The following is a 13,214-nucleotide window of genomic DNA, read 5'->3' on the forward strand; positions in this document are numbered from 1 at the left end:
CGCCGTGGGGGGCAGCCCCCGCTCGCCCCGGGCCGACCCGGCCCGCCCAACACCCCGGCGCCGCGGCGGTGTTCCCCGCACGCCACGGGAACTCGGCGGCGGCGCCCGTTCGTTGACGTACCGGCAGCAGCACACCAGACCCACCGGACCCAGGTGTTCCACCTCAGTGTGAGGTATGGCACGATGCTGGCCACCCCCACCGGCACAGCATCCACAGGAGACACTCCTCGTGCAGCACCCGGCCGTCCCGGAACTGGCACACACGCACACACGCCCCATCCACTGGCTGGCCACCGCGGCCGCCATCGCCGCCGTCGTGGCGGGCTCCTCCTTCCTGCAGCCCGACTCCGCGACCGCCGCCCAGTCGGGCCCCGAGCCCAGCAACAAGAGCGCCGCGGCCCCGGCCCCCACTCCCGACCCAGCCACCGTCCGCTTCCCGCTGAACTGCGGCACGGCCGAATCCGTCGTCAAGAAGAAGGCCACCGGCGACCTCGACGGGGACGGCGGGGCCGAGACCGTCGCCGTCGTCCACTGCGCCGCCGGCTCCGGCACCCCGCCCGACGGCGTCTACGTACTGACGAGCCCGAAGGGCGGCGGCAAGCCCCGCGTCGTCGCCACCCTCGTCGACCCCAAGGACCGGCAGACCGTCACGGACTTCGCCGTCCGTGACGGAGCCGTCACCGCCACCCTCCTCGGCTACTCCTCACCCGACGTGCCCCGCTGCTGCCCCGACAAGAAGGACGCCGCCAAGTGGCAATGGGACAACGGCACGTTCACGCGCAGCACCCCCGCCGGGGCGCGCTCGGTCTGAGCGCCCACCGGCGGACCGTGTGAGAAGTCAGACATGAAGTAGGCGTGAAAGAAAAGGAATAAGGGCCCGCGCCCGCCGGAGACCGGCAGGCGCGGGCCCTTCTTTCATCAACTGCGCGGTGGACGGTTGAACAGATTCCGCGGCGGATCCGAAGGCCGTCCGCTCAGTCCGCGTCGGGCCCGTACACCTCGACCCTGTCCGAAACACGGCGCACGTGAATGCAGTCGCCGGGGCAGTCCTTCGCGGACTCCCTGACGTCCCTCAGGAGCGGCAGCGGTACGGGCGTTGCCGCCCCGGGGGCCTGCAGCAGCTCGTCGTCCGCGCTCTTCACATAGGCGAGGCCGTCGATGTCCAGCTCGAAGACCTCGGGCGCGTACTGGGCGCAGATGCCGTCGCCGGTACAGAGGTCCTGGTCGATCCAGACCTCCAGCAGATCATGGCTGTCACTGCTGGTCTCGGCCTCGTGCCGCACGGTCATCTCTCCTGCCGTTTGCTGCGTCGAGCGTGCCGACTCTGCAGCAAGTCGGGCCAGCCCTGACGGGTGTTGAACGGTTCGACGATACAACCGCCCGCTTTCCGATGTTGTTGGGTGGGTATTCCCCTGGCGTGAGGGAGAGCGCAAGGGTGAAGATCGGACACACCCCTATCGTCTTTGTGATCTAGGGGTTTCAATCGACACCCACCCAGGTAGGGTCTGGAAGCGTCCAGCTCCCCTTGGAGGAGGTGAGGACCGTGGCAGCCCACGACGACGACATCAACCGCGGCATCCGGCCCGGGCGAGGGTCTGAAGACCCTGCCGGTCAGGTTGCCTATCTCGAGCAGGAAATCGCCGTCCTGCGACGCAAGCTCGCCGACTCTCCGCGGCACACGAGGATTCTCGAAGAGCGGATCGTCGAGCTGCAGACCAACCTGGCCGGCGTGTCCGCCCAGAACGAGCGGCTCGCCAACACACTCCGCGAGGCCCGCGACCAGATCGTGGCCCTCAAGGAGGAAGTCGACCGGCTCGCACAGCCGCCGGCCGGCTTCGGAGTCTTCCTCACGGCGAACGAGGACGGCACGGCCGACATCTTCACCGGAGGACGCAAACTCCGGGTGAACGTCAGCCCCAGCGTCGAGCTCGAAGAGCTCAGGCGCGGCCAAGAAGTGATGCTCAACGAAGCGCTCAACGTGGTCGAGGCCATGGAGTACGAGAGCGTCGGCGACATCGTCACCCTCAAGGAGATCCTCGAGGACGGCGAACGGGCGCTGGTGGTCGGGCACACCGACGAGGAACGGGTGGTGCGGCTCGCCGAGCCCCTGCTGGACATCACCATCCGCCCCGGCGACGCCCTCCTGCTCGAACCCCGCTCCGGATACGTCTACGAGGTCGTGCCCAAGAGCGAGGTCGAAGAGCTCGTCCTCGAAGAAGTTCCGGACATCAGCTACGACAAGATCGGCGGCCTCGGCGGCCAGATCGAGATGATCCGGGACGCCGTCGAGCTCCCGTACCTGTACCCCGACCTCTTCAAGGAGCACGAACTGCGGCCGCCCAAGGGCGTGCTGCTGTACGGGCCTCCCGGCTGCGGCAAGACGCTGATCGCGAAAGCCGTCGCCAACTCCCTTGCCAAGAAGGTCGCCGAGGTCACCGGGCAGCCCGCGGGGAAGAGCTACTTCCTCAACATCAAGGGCCCCGAACTCCTCAACAAGTACGTCGGCGAGACCGAGCGCCACATCCGCCTGGTCTTCCAGCGTGCCCGGGAGAAGGCGAGCGAGGGCACCCCCGTCATCGTCTTCTTCGACGAGATGGAATCCCTCTTCCGCACCCGCGGATCCGGTGTCAGCTCGGACGTGGAGAACACCATCGTCCCGCAGCTGCTCGCCGAGATCGACGGCGTGGAAGGGCTGGAGAACGTCATCGTCATCGGCGCCTCCAACCGCGAGGACATGATCGACCCCGCGATCCTGCGCCCCGGACGACTCGATGTGAAGATCAAGATCGAGCGCCCGGACGCCGAGGCGGCCAAGGACATCTTCGCCAAGTACCTCACCGAGCGCCTCCCGCTGCACTCGGACGACCTGGCCGAGCACAGCGCCGACCGGCGCGCCACCGTGGTCGGCATGATCCAGTCGGTCGTCGAGCAGATGTACGCGGAGTCCGAGGAGAACCGCTTCCTCGAGGTCACGTACGCCAATGGCGACAAGGAAGTCCTGTACTTCAAGGACTTCAACTCCGGCGCCATGATCGAGAACATCGTCGGCCGCGCCAAGAAGATGGCCATCAAGGCATTCCTCGAACAGAACCAGAAGGGCCTTCGGGTCTCCCACCTCCTCCAGGCTTGCGTGGACGAGTTCAAGGAGAACGAGGACCTGCCGAACACCACCAACCCGGACGACTGGGCCAGGATCTCCGGAAAGAAGGGCGAGCGGATCGTGTACATCCGCACCCTCGTCACCGGAAAGCAGGGCGCAGACACCGGACGATCCATCGACACGGTGGCCAACACCGGTCAGTACCTGTAAAAGACAGGGCGGCTGCGGGTGCCCTTCACGGGTACCCGCAGCCGACTGTTTTTCAGGCCACGACCAGAGCAGAGCAATGACGGAATTGATCTCCCCACCAGCGCAAAGGCGTTCTAGGCTCTTCGGTACCGCCGAGTCGCGCAGTGCGGGGACGGGCACCGCACACGCACCGGAGAACCAGCGGTACTTGAGCGCCGCCCCCACCCGGGGGCGCCGCCGGGCAAGGAGGGCCGCATGACCGTACGGCGAGTAATGGGCATCGAGACGGAGTACGGCATCTCCGTCCCCGGCCACCCCAACGCCAATGCCATGCTCACCTCGTCCCAGATCGTCAACGCCTACGCCGCGGCGATGCACCGGGCGCGACGCGCCCGCTGGGACTTCGAGGAGGAGAACCCGCTGCGGGACGCGCGGGGTTTCGACCTCGCCCGCGAGGCCGCCGACGCCAGTCAGCTCACCGACGAGGACATCGGCCTGGCCAACGTCATCCTCACCAACGGGGCACGCCTGTACGTCGACCACGCACACCCCGAGTACAGCGCCCCGGAGGTCACCAACCCCCGTGACGCCGTCCTGTGGGACAAGGCAGGCGAGCGCATCATGGCGGAGGCCGCCGAGCGCGCGGCCCAGCTGCCCGGCGCACAGCCGATCCACCTCTACAAGAACAACACCGACAACAAGGGCGCGTCCTACGGCACGCACGAGAACTATCTGATGAAGCGGGAGACCCCCTTCTCGGACATCGTGCGCCATCTGACGCCGTTCTTCGTCTCCCGCCAGGTCGTCACCGGCGCCGGCCGCGTCGGCATCGGCCAGGACGGGCACGAGCACGGCTTCCAGCTCAGCCAGCGCGCCGACTACTTCGAGGTCGAGGTGGGCCTCGAGACCACCCTCAAACGCCCCATCATCAACACCCGCGACGAGCCGCACGCCGACGCGGAGAAGTACCGCCGCCTGCACGTCATCATCGGCGACGCCAACCTCTCCGAGATCTCGACGTATCTGAAGCTCGGCACCACCTCGCTGGTCCTCGCCATGATCGAGGACGGCTTCATCGCCGTCGACCTGGCCGTCGACCAGCCGGTGCGCACCCTGCACCAGATCTCGCACGACCCGACGCTCAAGCGGCTGGTCACGCTCCGCAGCGGCCGGACACTCACCGCTGTCCAGCTCCAGATGGAGTACTTCGAGCTGGCCCGCAAGTACGTGGAGGAGCGCTTCGGCGCGGACGCGGACGAGCAGACCAAGGACATCCTGGCCCGCTGGGAGGACGTCCTTGGCCGCCTGGAGTCGGATCCCATGAGCCTCTCCGGGGAGCTCGACTGGGTCGCCAAGCGGGAGCTCATGGAGGGCTACCGCCGCCGCGACAGCCTCGACTGGGACGCCGCCCGGCTCCACCTCGTCGACCTCCAGTACGCCGATGTACGGGCCGAGAAGGGCCTGTACAACCGTCTGGTGGCCCGGGGCAAGATGAAGCGCCTCCTGGACGAGACAGAGGTCGAGAAGGCCCGTACGAAGCCGCCGGAGGACACCCGTGCGTACTTCCGCGGACGCTGCCTGGAGCAGTACGCGGACGACGTGGCGGCGGCTTCCTGGGACTCGGTGATCTTCGACCTGCCGGGCCGTGACTCGCTCCAGCGGGTCCCGACCCTCGAACCCCTTCGCGGAACGCGTAACCACGTGAAGGAGCTCCTCGACCGGTGCCGTACGGCCGAGGATCTGGTCAGGGTCCTGTCCGGAGGCTGAGTCACGGCTGAAAGGCCGACGGCCGGGGAATCACATGGGTGGCCCCCGCACGTTGAAAGAAGTGCGGGGCCGATGTCGGACCCGGCTTGTAGGGTCTGATCAAGAACGTCGAACCGAGCGGGGTGAGGTAGATGGCGACCAAGGACACCGGCGGCGGACAGCAGAAGGCGACGCGCTCCACCGAGGAGGTCGAGGAGCAGGCGCAGGACGCGCAGGCTTCGGAAGACCTCAAGGAGCGCCAGGAGAAGCTGAGCGACGACGTGGACTCGGTGCTGGACGAGATTGACGACGTCTTGGAGGAGAACGCCGAGGACTTCGTGCGCTCATTTGTCCAGAAGGGCGGAGAGTAGTAGCAAATGTCCGGATTGGGTGCCGAGAAGAAATGCTCGGCATGCCAGCGGAGGCTCCCGGCCAGTGCATTCGCGGTCAACAGGTCGAGACTCGACGGCCTTCAGAGCAATTGCCGTGAATGCACTGGCGGGGCGTATCGCCGTCGTCGTGAGGCTCTTGGCAAGACAGTCCGCAGGGCGAACGTGCCCGAGGGGCACAAACATTGCCTGTCGTGCGACGACGTCAAGCCGTGGAGCGAGTGGCACCGCAATGCGACTGCCTCTGACGGGCTGTCGACGCGATGCAAGTCATGCCGCGCTGCGGAGGGGCGCGCCCACTACCTGAAGCGTCAGTACGGCATGACTGAGGCGGAACGCGACGAGATGATCGCCGCTCAGAACGGACTCTGTGCGATATGCCTCAAGGCTCCTGCAGTACATGTGGATCATTGCCACTCGACGGGTAGGGTCCGAGGCGTACTGTGCTTCAACTGCAATTCGGCCATTGGCAAGTTGGGAGATGATCCCGACGTCATACGGCGGGCCATCGCTTACGTGGAGGGAACCTCGTGGAAGCCAAACCTCTGAGCACCGGGCGTCTGCCAGCTGCCTTCCTGACGCCTGGGTCGTCGTCCTTCGTGGACTTCCTCTCCGTGCACCAGCCCGAGATTCTTCCCGGCAACCGGCAGTTGCCGGTGCAGGGGGCGATCGAGGCGCCGCACGGCACCACCATCGTTTCCGTGACCTATCCCGGCGGCGTGGTGCTCGCCGGTGACCGGCGGGCGACGATGGGCAATGTGATCGCGCAGCGCGACATCGAGAAGGTCTTCCCGGCCGACGAGTACTCGGCGGTGGGCATCGCCGGTACGGCCGGTCTGGCCGTCGAGATGGTCAAGCTCTTCCAGCTGGAGCTGGAGCACTTCGAGAAGGTCGAGGGGGCGACGCTCTCGCTGGAGGGCAAGGCCAACCGGCTCTCCACGATGATCCGTTCCAACCTCGGCATGGCCATGCAGGGGCTCGCCGTGGTCCCGCTCTTCGCGGGCTATGACGTGGACCGCGAGAAGGGCCGCATCTTCTCGTACGACGTCACGGGCGGCCGCAGCGAGGAGCACGGCTTCGCGGCGACCGGTTCCGGTTCGGTCTTCGCGCGCGGGGCGATGAAGAAGCTCTTCCGGGACGACCTGTCGGAGGAGGAGGCGACGACGCTCGTCGTGCAGGCTCTGTACGACGCCGCCGACGACGACTCGGCGACGGGTGGCCCGGACATGGCCCGGCGGATCTTCCCGATCGTCACCGTGATCTCCGACGAGGGGTTCCGGCGCCTGTCCGACGACGAGTCGTCCCAGATCGCCCGGTCGATCCTGGAGCGGCGTCTCGAGCAGCCGGACGGCCCGCGGGCCGCGCTGCTCTAGTCGATCCGAACGATCCGTATTCGCCACTGACTTGAGTTTTGTTGACTTGAGTGTCTTTGAAGGAAGGGACGGATAGCCGGTGTCGACGCCGTTCTATGTCTCACCCCAGCAGGCCATGGCCGACCGGGCCGAGTATGCCCGTAAGGGGATCGCTCGCGGTCGCAGCCTGGTCGTGATGCAGTACGCCGATGGCATCGTGTTCGTCGGCGAGAACCCGTCCCGTGCGCTGCACAAGTTCAGCGAGATCTATGACCGGATCGGCTTCGCGGCCGCCGGCAAGTACAACGAGTACGAGAATTTGCGCATCGGCGGCGTCCGTTATGCGGATCTGCGTGGGTACACGTACGACCGTGACGATGTGACGGCGCGTGGTCTGGCGAATGTGTACGCGCAGACGCTGGGCACGATTTTCTCCAGCAACGCCGAGAAGCCGTACGAGGTGGAGCTGGTCGTCGCCGAGGTCGGAGTGACGCCGGACGGCGATCAGATCTACCGGCTCCCGCATGACGGATCGATCGTGGACGAGCACGGTTCGGTCGCCGTGGGCGGCAATGCCGAGCAGATCAGCACCTATCTCGATCAGCGGCACCAGGACGGGATGACGCTGGCGGAGGCGCTGAAGCTGGCGGTGACGTCGCTGTCCCGGGACACCAATGGCAGCGAGCGGGAGATCCCCGCGGAGCGGCTGGAGGTCGCGGTCCTCGACCGGACGCGTCCGCAGCAGCGCAAGTTCAAGCGCATCGTGGGGCGGCAGCTGGAGCGTCTGCTCTCGGCCGAGCAGGGCGCCACGGGTGGCGCCGACGCCGACAGCGAGGGCGGCGAGCAGTCGGACGACGCCGCGCAGGAGTAGTCGCGCAGAGCAGTCCCGTACGTGGGTGACGCCCCGCGCCCCGGCCACAGTAGCCGGGGCGCGGGGCTTTTTTCCGTGCGTGCAGAGGGCGGCAGGGGGTCAACTGCCGCTGGGGGCCGGGCCGGTGGAGCCGCGGGGGACCAGGTGGACGGGGAGGGTCTCGGTCCCGGGGGTGTGGCCGTCGAGGACGGCCAGCAGGGAGGCCATGCCGCGCTCGCCGAACTCCTCGGCGGGCAGCCGCACGGTGGTGAGTTCGGGTTCGACGGCGGTGGCCAGGGTGAGGTCGTCGAAGCCGGTGACGGAGAGGTCCTCGGGGACGCGCAGGCCGAGGCGGCGGGCGGCCTTGCAGGCCCCGGCGGCCAGGAAGTCGTCGTCGCAGACGATCGCCGTGGGGCGGGGGCCCGGCGCGGTGAGGGCGGTTTCGGCCACGGTGCGGGCGCTCTCGACGGACAGCGGTGCGGCGACGGTGCGCACCGAGGTGCCGGTGCCGTCGAGGGCGGCGGCGAGGGCCCGGGCGCGGACGACGAAGGTCCAGGAGTCGACGTCCGCCGCGAGGTGCAGGACGCGGCGGTGGCCGAGGCCGAGGAGGTGCTCGGTGACCTGGCGGATGCCGTCGGCGATGTCGAGGTTGACGGTGGTGGCGCCGCGGCTGCCCGCGGGGTCGCTGTCGAGCATGACGAGGGGGAGTTCGTCGCCGCGGATGGTGGCGAGGGCCTCGGAGGCCATGGAGGAGGCGAGGACGCCGTCCAGGGACGCGCGGGCCGAGTCGAAGGGGTCACGGGCCGGGCCGACGCCGTCGGGTGAGGGGTAGAGGACGACGCCGAAGCCGTGCCGGGCGGCGACGCGGGCGGCGCCGGTGTAGACGCGGGCGAAGAACTCGTTGGTGAGCGCGGGGACGACCAGGAGGGCCGTTCTGGTGCGGCCGAGGCGGAGGTTGCGGGCGGCGATGTTGGGCCGGTAGCCGAGTTCGCGGGCAGCGGCGCGGACGCGTTCGGCCGTGGGCTCGGCGACGCGGCCGCGCCACTTGTCGCCGAGGACGAGGGAGACGGTGGCCTGGGAGACCCCGGCGACGCGTGCGACGTCGCGGCTGGTGGGGCGCGGCCCCGCCGCTTCCTGCTGTGGCCCGGCCACGGACACCTCCTGGTCGTTGCCGCGAGGGTGGACTCACGGACAGCGCACATGGTACGTATGACGCTCGACGTTATACGTAAAACCTGGGGCGCTTCGGCGCGGGGGAGAGGCGCGAACATGGCTGCCGGACTGAGGGGTTACGCGGCGATCCTGCGCACGCGCTACGCGACGCGGCTGCTCGTCGGCACGCTCGTGGGGCGGCTGCCGAACGCCACCGCGGCCATCGCCATCGTGCTGTTCATCCGCGCCGAGGGCGGCACCTACAGCCTCGCGGGCGGGCTCGCCGCCGTGTACGGGGTGGCCACCGCCGTCGGCCAGCCGCTGCTCGGCCGGCTGGTGGACCTGCACGGGCAGCCGCGGGTGCAGCTGCCCGCCGCGGTCTTCTCCGCCCTGGGCATGGCCGCGTTCGCCTTCACCGGGCCCGATGCGCTGGCCGCCGCGTACGTGGCGGTGGCCGTCGCGGGCGTGGCCACACCGCCGCTGGAGGGCGGCCTGCGGGCGCTGTGGCCGAGCGTGCTGGGCAAGGAGGAGGAGGTCCACACCGCGTACGCGATGGACGCGGTGGCCCAGGAAGTCATGTTCACCGTCGGGCCGTTGCTCGTCACGGCGTGCGTCTCCCTGTGGTCGGCCCAGGCCGCGCTGCTCGTCGTCAACGTGATCGGTGTGCTCGGTGCGCTCTCGGTCGTCGTCTCCGAGCCCTCGCGCGCGTGGCGGTCCGCGCCCCGTGAGGCGCACTGGCTGGGCGCGCTGCGCTCGCCCGGACTCCTCGCGCTCCTCGGCGCGTTCCTCTTCGTCGGCACGGCGCTCGGCTCCATCACGGTGGCCGGAGTGGCGTACGCCGATGAGCACGGCGGCGACGCGGTGTACGGCTGGATGATGGCGGCCCTCGGCCTCGGCGCCCTCATCGGCGGCGCCGTGTACGGGGCGCGGCAGTGGAGCGGGGCGCCGGAGAAGCGGCTGCGGGTCCTGGTGGCGCTGCTCGCGCTCGGCTATGTGCCGCTGCTGCTGACGCCGGGCGCGGTGGGCATGGTGGCGCTCACCGGGCTCGCGGGGGTCTTCCTGGCGCCCGCGCTCGCGTGCGCGTTCATCGTGGTGGACCGGCATGCCCCCAAGGGCACGGTCACGGAGGCGTTCTCGTGGCTCGTGACGACCTTCACGGTGGGCGCCTCGGTCGGAACGGCCGCCGGGGGACCGGCCGTCGAGTGGGGCGGGATCGGGTGGGGCTTCGCGGTGCCGGGGCTCGCGGGCGGGGCCGCGCTGCTCGTGCTGCTGGCCACGGGGCGGGTCCTCGCAGCTACCGGCGATGGTGAGGTCGTTGCGGGTTCATCGGAAAATGATCGAACTGAGGCTGTCGAACCCGGTTTCAGTACCGGGCATCAGGCGTAATGTTCAGTCATGGACCGCCGCATTTTCGGGCTGGAGAACGAGTACGGCGTCACATGTACGTTCAGGGGACAGCGCCGCCTGTCTCCTGACGAGGTGGCGCGGTACCTCTTCCGCCGTGTCGTGTCATGGGGCCGCAGCAGCAATGTCTTTCTGCGGAACGGCGCCCGCCTCTATCTCGACGTGGGTTCACATCCGGAGTACGCAACTCCCGAATGTGACAACGTGACCGAGCTGGTCACCCACGACAAGGCAGGCGAGCGCATTCTGGAAGGCCTGCTCGTCGACGCCGAACGCCGCCTGCACGAGGAGGGAATCGCGGGCGACGTCTACCTTTTCAAGAACAACACCGACTCGGCCGGAAACTCGTACGGCTGCCACGAGAACTATCTGGTGGCCCGGCACGGGGAGTTCTCGCGGCTCGCGGACATTCTCATCCCGTTCCTCGTCACCCGGCAGCTGCTGTGCGGCGCGGGCAAGGTGCTGCAGACTCCGCGCGGCGCCGTGTACTGCGTGAGCCAGCGGGCCGAGCACATCTGGGAGGGGGTCTCCTCCGCGACCACACGCTCGAGGCCCATCATCAACACCCGGGACGAGCCGCACGCCGACGCCGAGCGCTACCGCCGCCTGCACGTCATCGTGGGCGACTCGAACATGTCCGAGACGACCATGCTCCTCAAGGTCGGAGCCACCGACCTCGTGCTGCGCATGATCGAGGCGGGCACGGTCATGCGTGACCTGACCCTGGAGAACCCGATCCGGGCCATCCGCGAGGTCAGCCACGACATCACCGGGCGCCGCAAGGTGCGCCTGGCCAGTGGCCGGGAGGCATCCGCCCTCGAGGTGCAGCGCGAGTACTACGAGAAGGCCGTGGACTTCGTGGACCGCCGCGGCATCCGCACCGGCACCGTCGAGCAGGTCCTGGAGCTGTGGGGCCGCACGCTCGACTCGATCGAGTCGGAGGACCTGGACCGCATCAGCACCGAGATCGACTGGGTCATGAAGTACCAGCTCATCGAGCGGTACCGGGCGAAGAACAACATCACCATGTCGCACCCGCGGGTCGCGCAGATAGACCTCGCGTACCACGACATCCACCGTCGTCGTGGCCTCTACTACCTCTTGGAGAAGAAGGGGCAAGCCGCCCGGATCTGCAACGACTTGAAGATCTTCGAGGGCAAGTCCGTGCCGCCGCAGACCACCCGGGCACGGCTGCGCGGCGACTTCATCCGCCGGGCCCAGGAGCAGCGCCGGGACTTCACGGTGGACTGGGTGCACCTCAAGCTCAACGACCAGGCGCAGCGCACCGTGCTGTGCAAGGACCCGTTCCGGTCGGTGGACGACCGGGTGGAGAAGCTCATCGCCGGTATGTGACAAGCGATATGAGCACTTTGTGAGGTGGCTCTGAGGGCCGCGTGACCAGAGTGGCGTTGCGGGAACGCAACGCGGGGCGCCGTACGTTCCTCGTGCGGCGCCCTTCTCCATGCGTAGAGTTGCGCGCACGCCAACCCACAAGTTCGATCGATACGAGGCCCTCACCGTGCGCCGACGTTCACTCCTCCTTGCCGTTCCGGCCGGCCTGCTCACGCTCGCCGGCTGTGGCGACGACAAGGGCGACAAGGCCAAGTCCAAAGACAGCGCGACCCCTTCGAACTCGTCGTCGGGCGAGCCGACCGCGAAGATCGTGAGCGGTCCGGTGCCCGAGATCACCAAGGGCACCAAGTTCGGCGAGAAGCCGACCGTCGCCAAGGGCTCGGGCAAGCCGTCGCCCGACCTCGCGGTGAAGACCGTGATCCAGGGCAAGGGCGGCGAGGTCGCCAAGGGCGACTATCTGCAGGCCAATTACCTCGGACAGATCTGGGACACGGCCAAGGTCTTCGACAACTCCTACGACCGCGGCGCCCCCACGGTCTTCCCGATCGGCGTCGGCCAGGTCATCCCCGGCTGGGACCAGGGCCTGGTCGGCAAGAAGATCGGCAGCCGCGTCGAGATGGCCATCCCGCCGGCGATGGGCTACGGCAAGGAGGGCAACAAGCAGGCGGGCATCAAGGGCACCGACACCCTGGTCTTCGTCGTCGACGTGGTCGGCACGTTCAACGCGAAGAGCTCCGCCAAGGGCAAGGACGTCGCGCAGGACAACAAGGACCTGCCCAAGGTCGGCACCAACACCGACGGCAAGGCCCCGTCCATCGACGTGCCGAAGGTGGACGCCCCCAAGAAGCTCGTCTCCTCCTACGTCATCGAGGGCGACGGCCCCGAGGTGAAGGAGACCAACACCCTCCTGTGCCAGTACAAGGGCGTCATCTGGGACACCGGCAAGGAGTTCGACGAGTCGTACAAGCGCGGCCAGCTCGCCCAGTTCCAGCTGGCGCAGGTCGTCAAGGGCTGGGCGCAGGGACTGACCGGCAAGAAGGTCGGCAGCCGCGTCCTCATCGTCATCCCGCCGGAGCTGGGCTACGGGGACAAGCCGCCGCAGGGCAGCGGCATCAAGAAGGACTCCACGCTGGTCTTCTCCGTGGACATCCTCGCCGCGATGTGACCCCGCGGGGGATGCAAGACTGTCCGCGTTGACGATTTCGTATCAAGCAGGAGCATTCACGTGAGCATCGACAAGCCCGAGGTCGACTTCCCCGGTGGCGAGCCCCCGGCGGACCTGGAGATCAAGGACATCTGGGAGGGCGACGGCGCCGAGGCCAAGGCCGGCGACTTCGTCAAGGTCCACTACGTGGGCGTCGCCTTCAGCTCCGGCGAGGAGTTCGACGCGAGCTGGAACCGCGGCACGCCGCTGGAGTTCCAGCTCGGTGCCGGTCAGGTCATCAGCGGCTGGGACAAGGGCGTGCAGGGCATGAAGGTCGGCGGCCGCCGCCAGCTGGTCATCCCGGCCCACCTCGCGTACGGCGACCGCGGCGCCGGTGGCGGCCGCATCGCCCCCGGCGAGACGCTGATCTTCGTCTGCGACCTGGTGTCCGTCTGAGCCACCGCGTGCGACAGGTCTGACCGGACCTGTCCATAGAGGTCCACGCAGGGCCCATGCCTGTTCCTGGCATGGGCCC

The 13,214-nt window shown here is 68.4% G+C and carries 13 protein-coding genes; 11 read left to right on the forward strand and 2 right to left on the reverse strand.

The window, feature by feature from the left end; translation table 11 throughout:
* The first annotated feature begins 229 nt into the window (after positions 1-229).
* Positions 230-811: a hypothetical protein gene (locus tag ACFWYM_RS41515; protein WP_384849803.1), complete on the forward strand. Its 582-nt coding sequence runs from the start codon at positions 230-232 to the stop codon at positions 809-811.
* Positions 812-974: 163 nt separating this feature from the next.
* Here ACFWYM_RS41515 and ACFWYM_RS41520 read toward each other — a convergent pair whose 3' ends face one another.
* Complete coding sequence (locus ACFWYM_RS41520) at positions 975-1,289, reverse strand: ferredoxin (protein WP_384849806.1); 315 nt, start codon at positions 1,287-1,289, stop codon at positions 975-977.
* Positions 1,290-1,543: 254 nt separating this feature from the next.
* Between ACFWYM_RS41520 and arc the strand changes: the two genes are divergently transcribed.
* The 6 genes from arc (at position 1,544) to prcA (ending at position 7,647) form a co-directional block, all read left to right on the forward strand.
* The gene (arc, locus tag ACFWYM_RS41525; protein WP_384849809.1) at positions 1,544-3,310 is read left to right on the forward strand and encodes a proteasome ATPase; all 1,767 of its coding nucleotides are present in this window, start codon (positions 1,544-1,546) and stop codon (positions 3,308-3,310) included.
* 234 nt (positions 3,311-3,544) lie between these two features.
* Positions 3,545-5,056 carry a depupylase/deamidase Dop gene (gene dop / locus ACFWYM_RS41530; RefSeq protein ID WP_384849812.1) on the forward strand — a complete coding sequence of 504 codons (1,512 nt, stop codon included), beginning with the start codon at positions 3,545-3,547 and terminating at the stop codon, positions 5,054-5,056.
* Between the two features lie 131 nt (positions 5,057-5,187).
* Positions 5,188-5,406, forward strand: coding sequence for a ubiquitin-like protein Pup (locus tag ACFWYM_RS41535; RefSeq protein WP_011027899.1), 219 nt, complete (start codon positions 5,188-5,190; stop codon positions 5,404-5,406).
* Positions 5,407-5,412: 6 nt separating this feature from the next.
* Positions 5,413-5,973, forward strand: a complete 561-nt coding sequence (locus ACFWYM_RS41540; protein ID WP_384849816.1) for an endonuclease VII domain-containing protein — start codon at positions 5,413-5,415, stop codon at positions 5,971-5,973.
* Positions 5,955-6,797, forward strand: a complete 843-nt coding sequence (prcB, locus tag ACFWYM_RS41545) for a proteasome subunit beta (RefSeq protein ID WP_384849819.1) — start codon at positions 5,955-5,957, stop codon at positions 6,795-6,797. The genes ACFWYM_RS41540 and prcB overlap by 19 nt, the downstream gene beginning before the upstream one ends.
* Positions 6,798-6,876: 79 nt before the next feature.
* On the forward strand, positions 6,877-7,647 hold the full coding sequence (prcA, locus tag ACFWYM_RS41550; RefSeq protein WP_384849822.1) for a proteasome subunit alpha: 771 nt from the start codon (positions 6,877-6,879) through the stop codon (positions 7,645-7,647).
* A gap of 99 nt (positions 7,648-7,746) precedes the next feature.
* Here the strand turns inward: prcA and ACFWYM_RS41555 are convergent, their stop codons facing one another.
* Positions 7,747-8,778: a LacI family DNA-binding transcriptional regulator gene (locus ACFWYM_RS41555; RefSeq protein WP_384849825.1), complete on the reverse strand. Its 1,032-nt coding sequence runs from the start codon at positions 8,776-8,778 to the stop codon at positions 7,747-7,749.
* A gap of 117 nt (positions 8,779-8,895) precedes the next feature.
* On the opposite strand from ACFWYM_RS41555, the gene ACFWYM_RS41560 reads away from it, so the two are divergent.
* From ACFWYM_RS41560 to ACFWYM_RS41575, 4 genes are all read left to right on the forward strand, one after another.
* A complete protein-coding gene (locus ACFWYM_RS41560) occupies positions 8,896-10,164 on the forward strand; it encodes an MFS transporter (RefSeq protein WP_384849828.1) in 1,269 nt (422 codons plus the stop codon).
* Positions 10,165-10,173: 9 nt separating this feature from the next.
* Positions 10,174-11,535 (forward strand): Pup--protein ligase, encoded by a 1,362-nt coding sequence (gene pafA, locus ACFWYM_RS41565; RefSeq protein WP_384849830.1) that lies wholly within the window; start codon positions 10,174-10,176, stop codon positions 11,533-11,535.
* Between the two features lie 166 nt (positions 11,536-11,701).
* On the forward strand, positions 11,702-12,700 hold the full coding sequence (locus tag ACFWYM_RS41570; RefSeq protein ID WP_384849833.1) for an FKBP-type peptidyl-prolyl cis-trans isomerase: 999 nt from the start codon (positions 11,702-11,704) through the stop codon (positions 12,698-12,700).
* Positions 12,701-12,760: 60 nt separating this feature from the next.
* Entirely contained in the window at positions 12,761-13,135 is a 375-nt protein-coding gene (locus ACFWYM_RS41575) for an FKBP-type peptidyl-prolyl cis-trans isomerase (RefSeq protein ID WP_384849836.1), read from the forward strand.
* Positions 13,136-13,214: the final 79 nt, after the last annotated feature.

This window comes from Streptomyces sp. NPDC059009 (assembly GCF_042740175.1).
Classification (GTDB): domain Bacteria; phylum Actinomycetota; class Actinomycetes; order Streptomycetales; family Streptomycetaceae; genus Streptomyces.

Bases quoted from the DNA above. Each gene is read 5' to 3' on its own strand.
- ACFWYM_RS41520 (WP_384849806.1), bottom strand. From the start codon at position 1,289: ATGACCGTGCGGCACGAGGCCGAGACCAGCAGTGACAGCCATGATCTG.
- dop (WP_384849812.1), top strand. From the start codon at position 3,545: ATGACCGTACGGCGAGTAATGGGCATCGAGACGGAGTACGGCATCTCC.
- ACFWYM_RS41535 (WP_011027899.1), top strand. From the start codon at position 5,188: ATGGCGACCAAGGACACCGGCGGCGGACAGCAGAAGGCGACGCGCTCC.
- ACFWYM_RS41540 (WP_384849816.1), top strand. From the start codon at position 5,413: ATGTCCGGATTGGGTGCCGAGAAGAAATGCTCGGCATGCCAGCGGAGG.
- ACFWYM_RS41560 (WP_384849828.1), top strand. From the start codon at position 8,896: ATGGCTGCCGGACTGAGGGGTTACGCGGCGATCCTGCGCACGCGCTAC.
- pafA (WP_384849830.1), top strand. From the start codon at position 10,174: ATGGACCGCCGCATTTTCGGGCTGGAGAACGAGTACGGCGTCACATGT.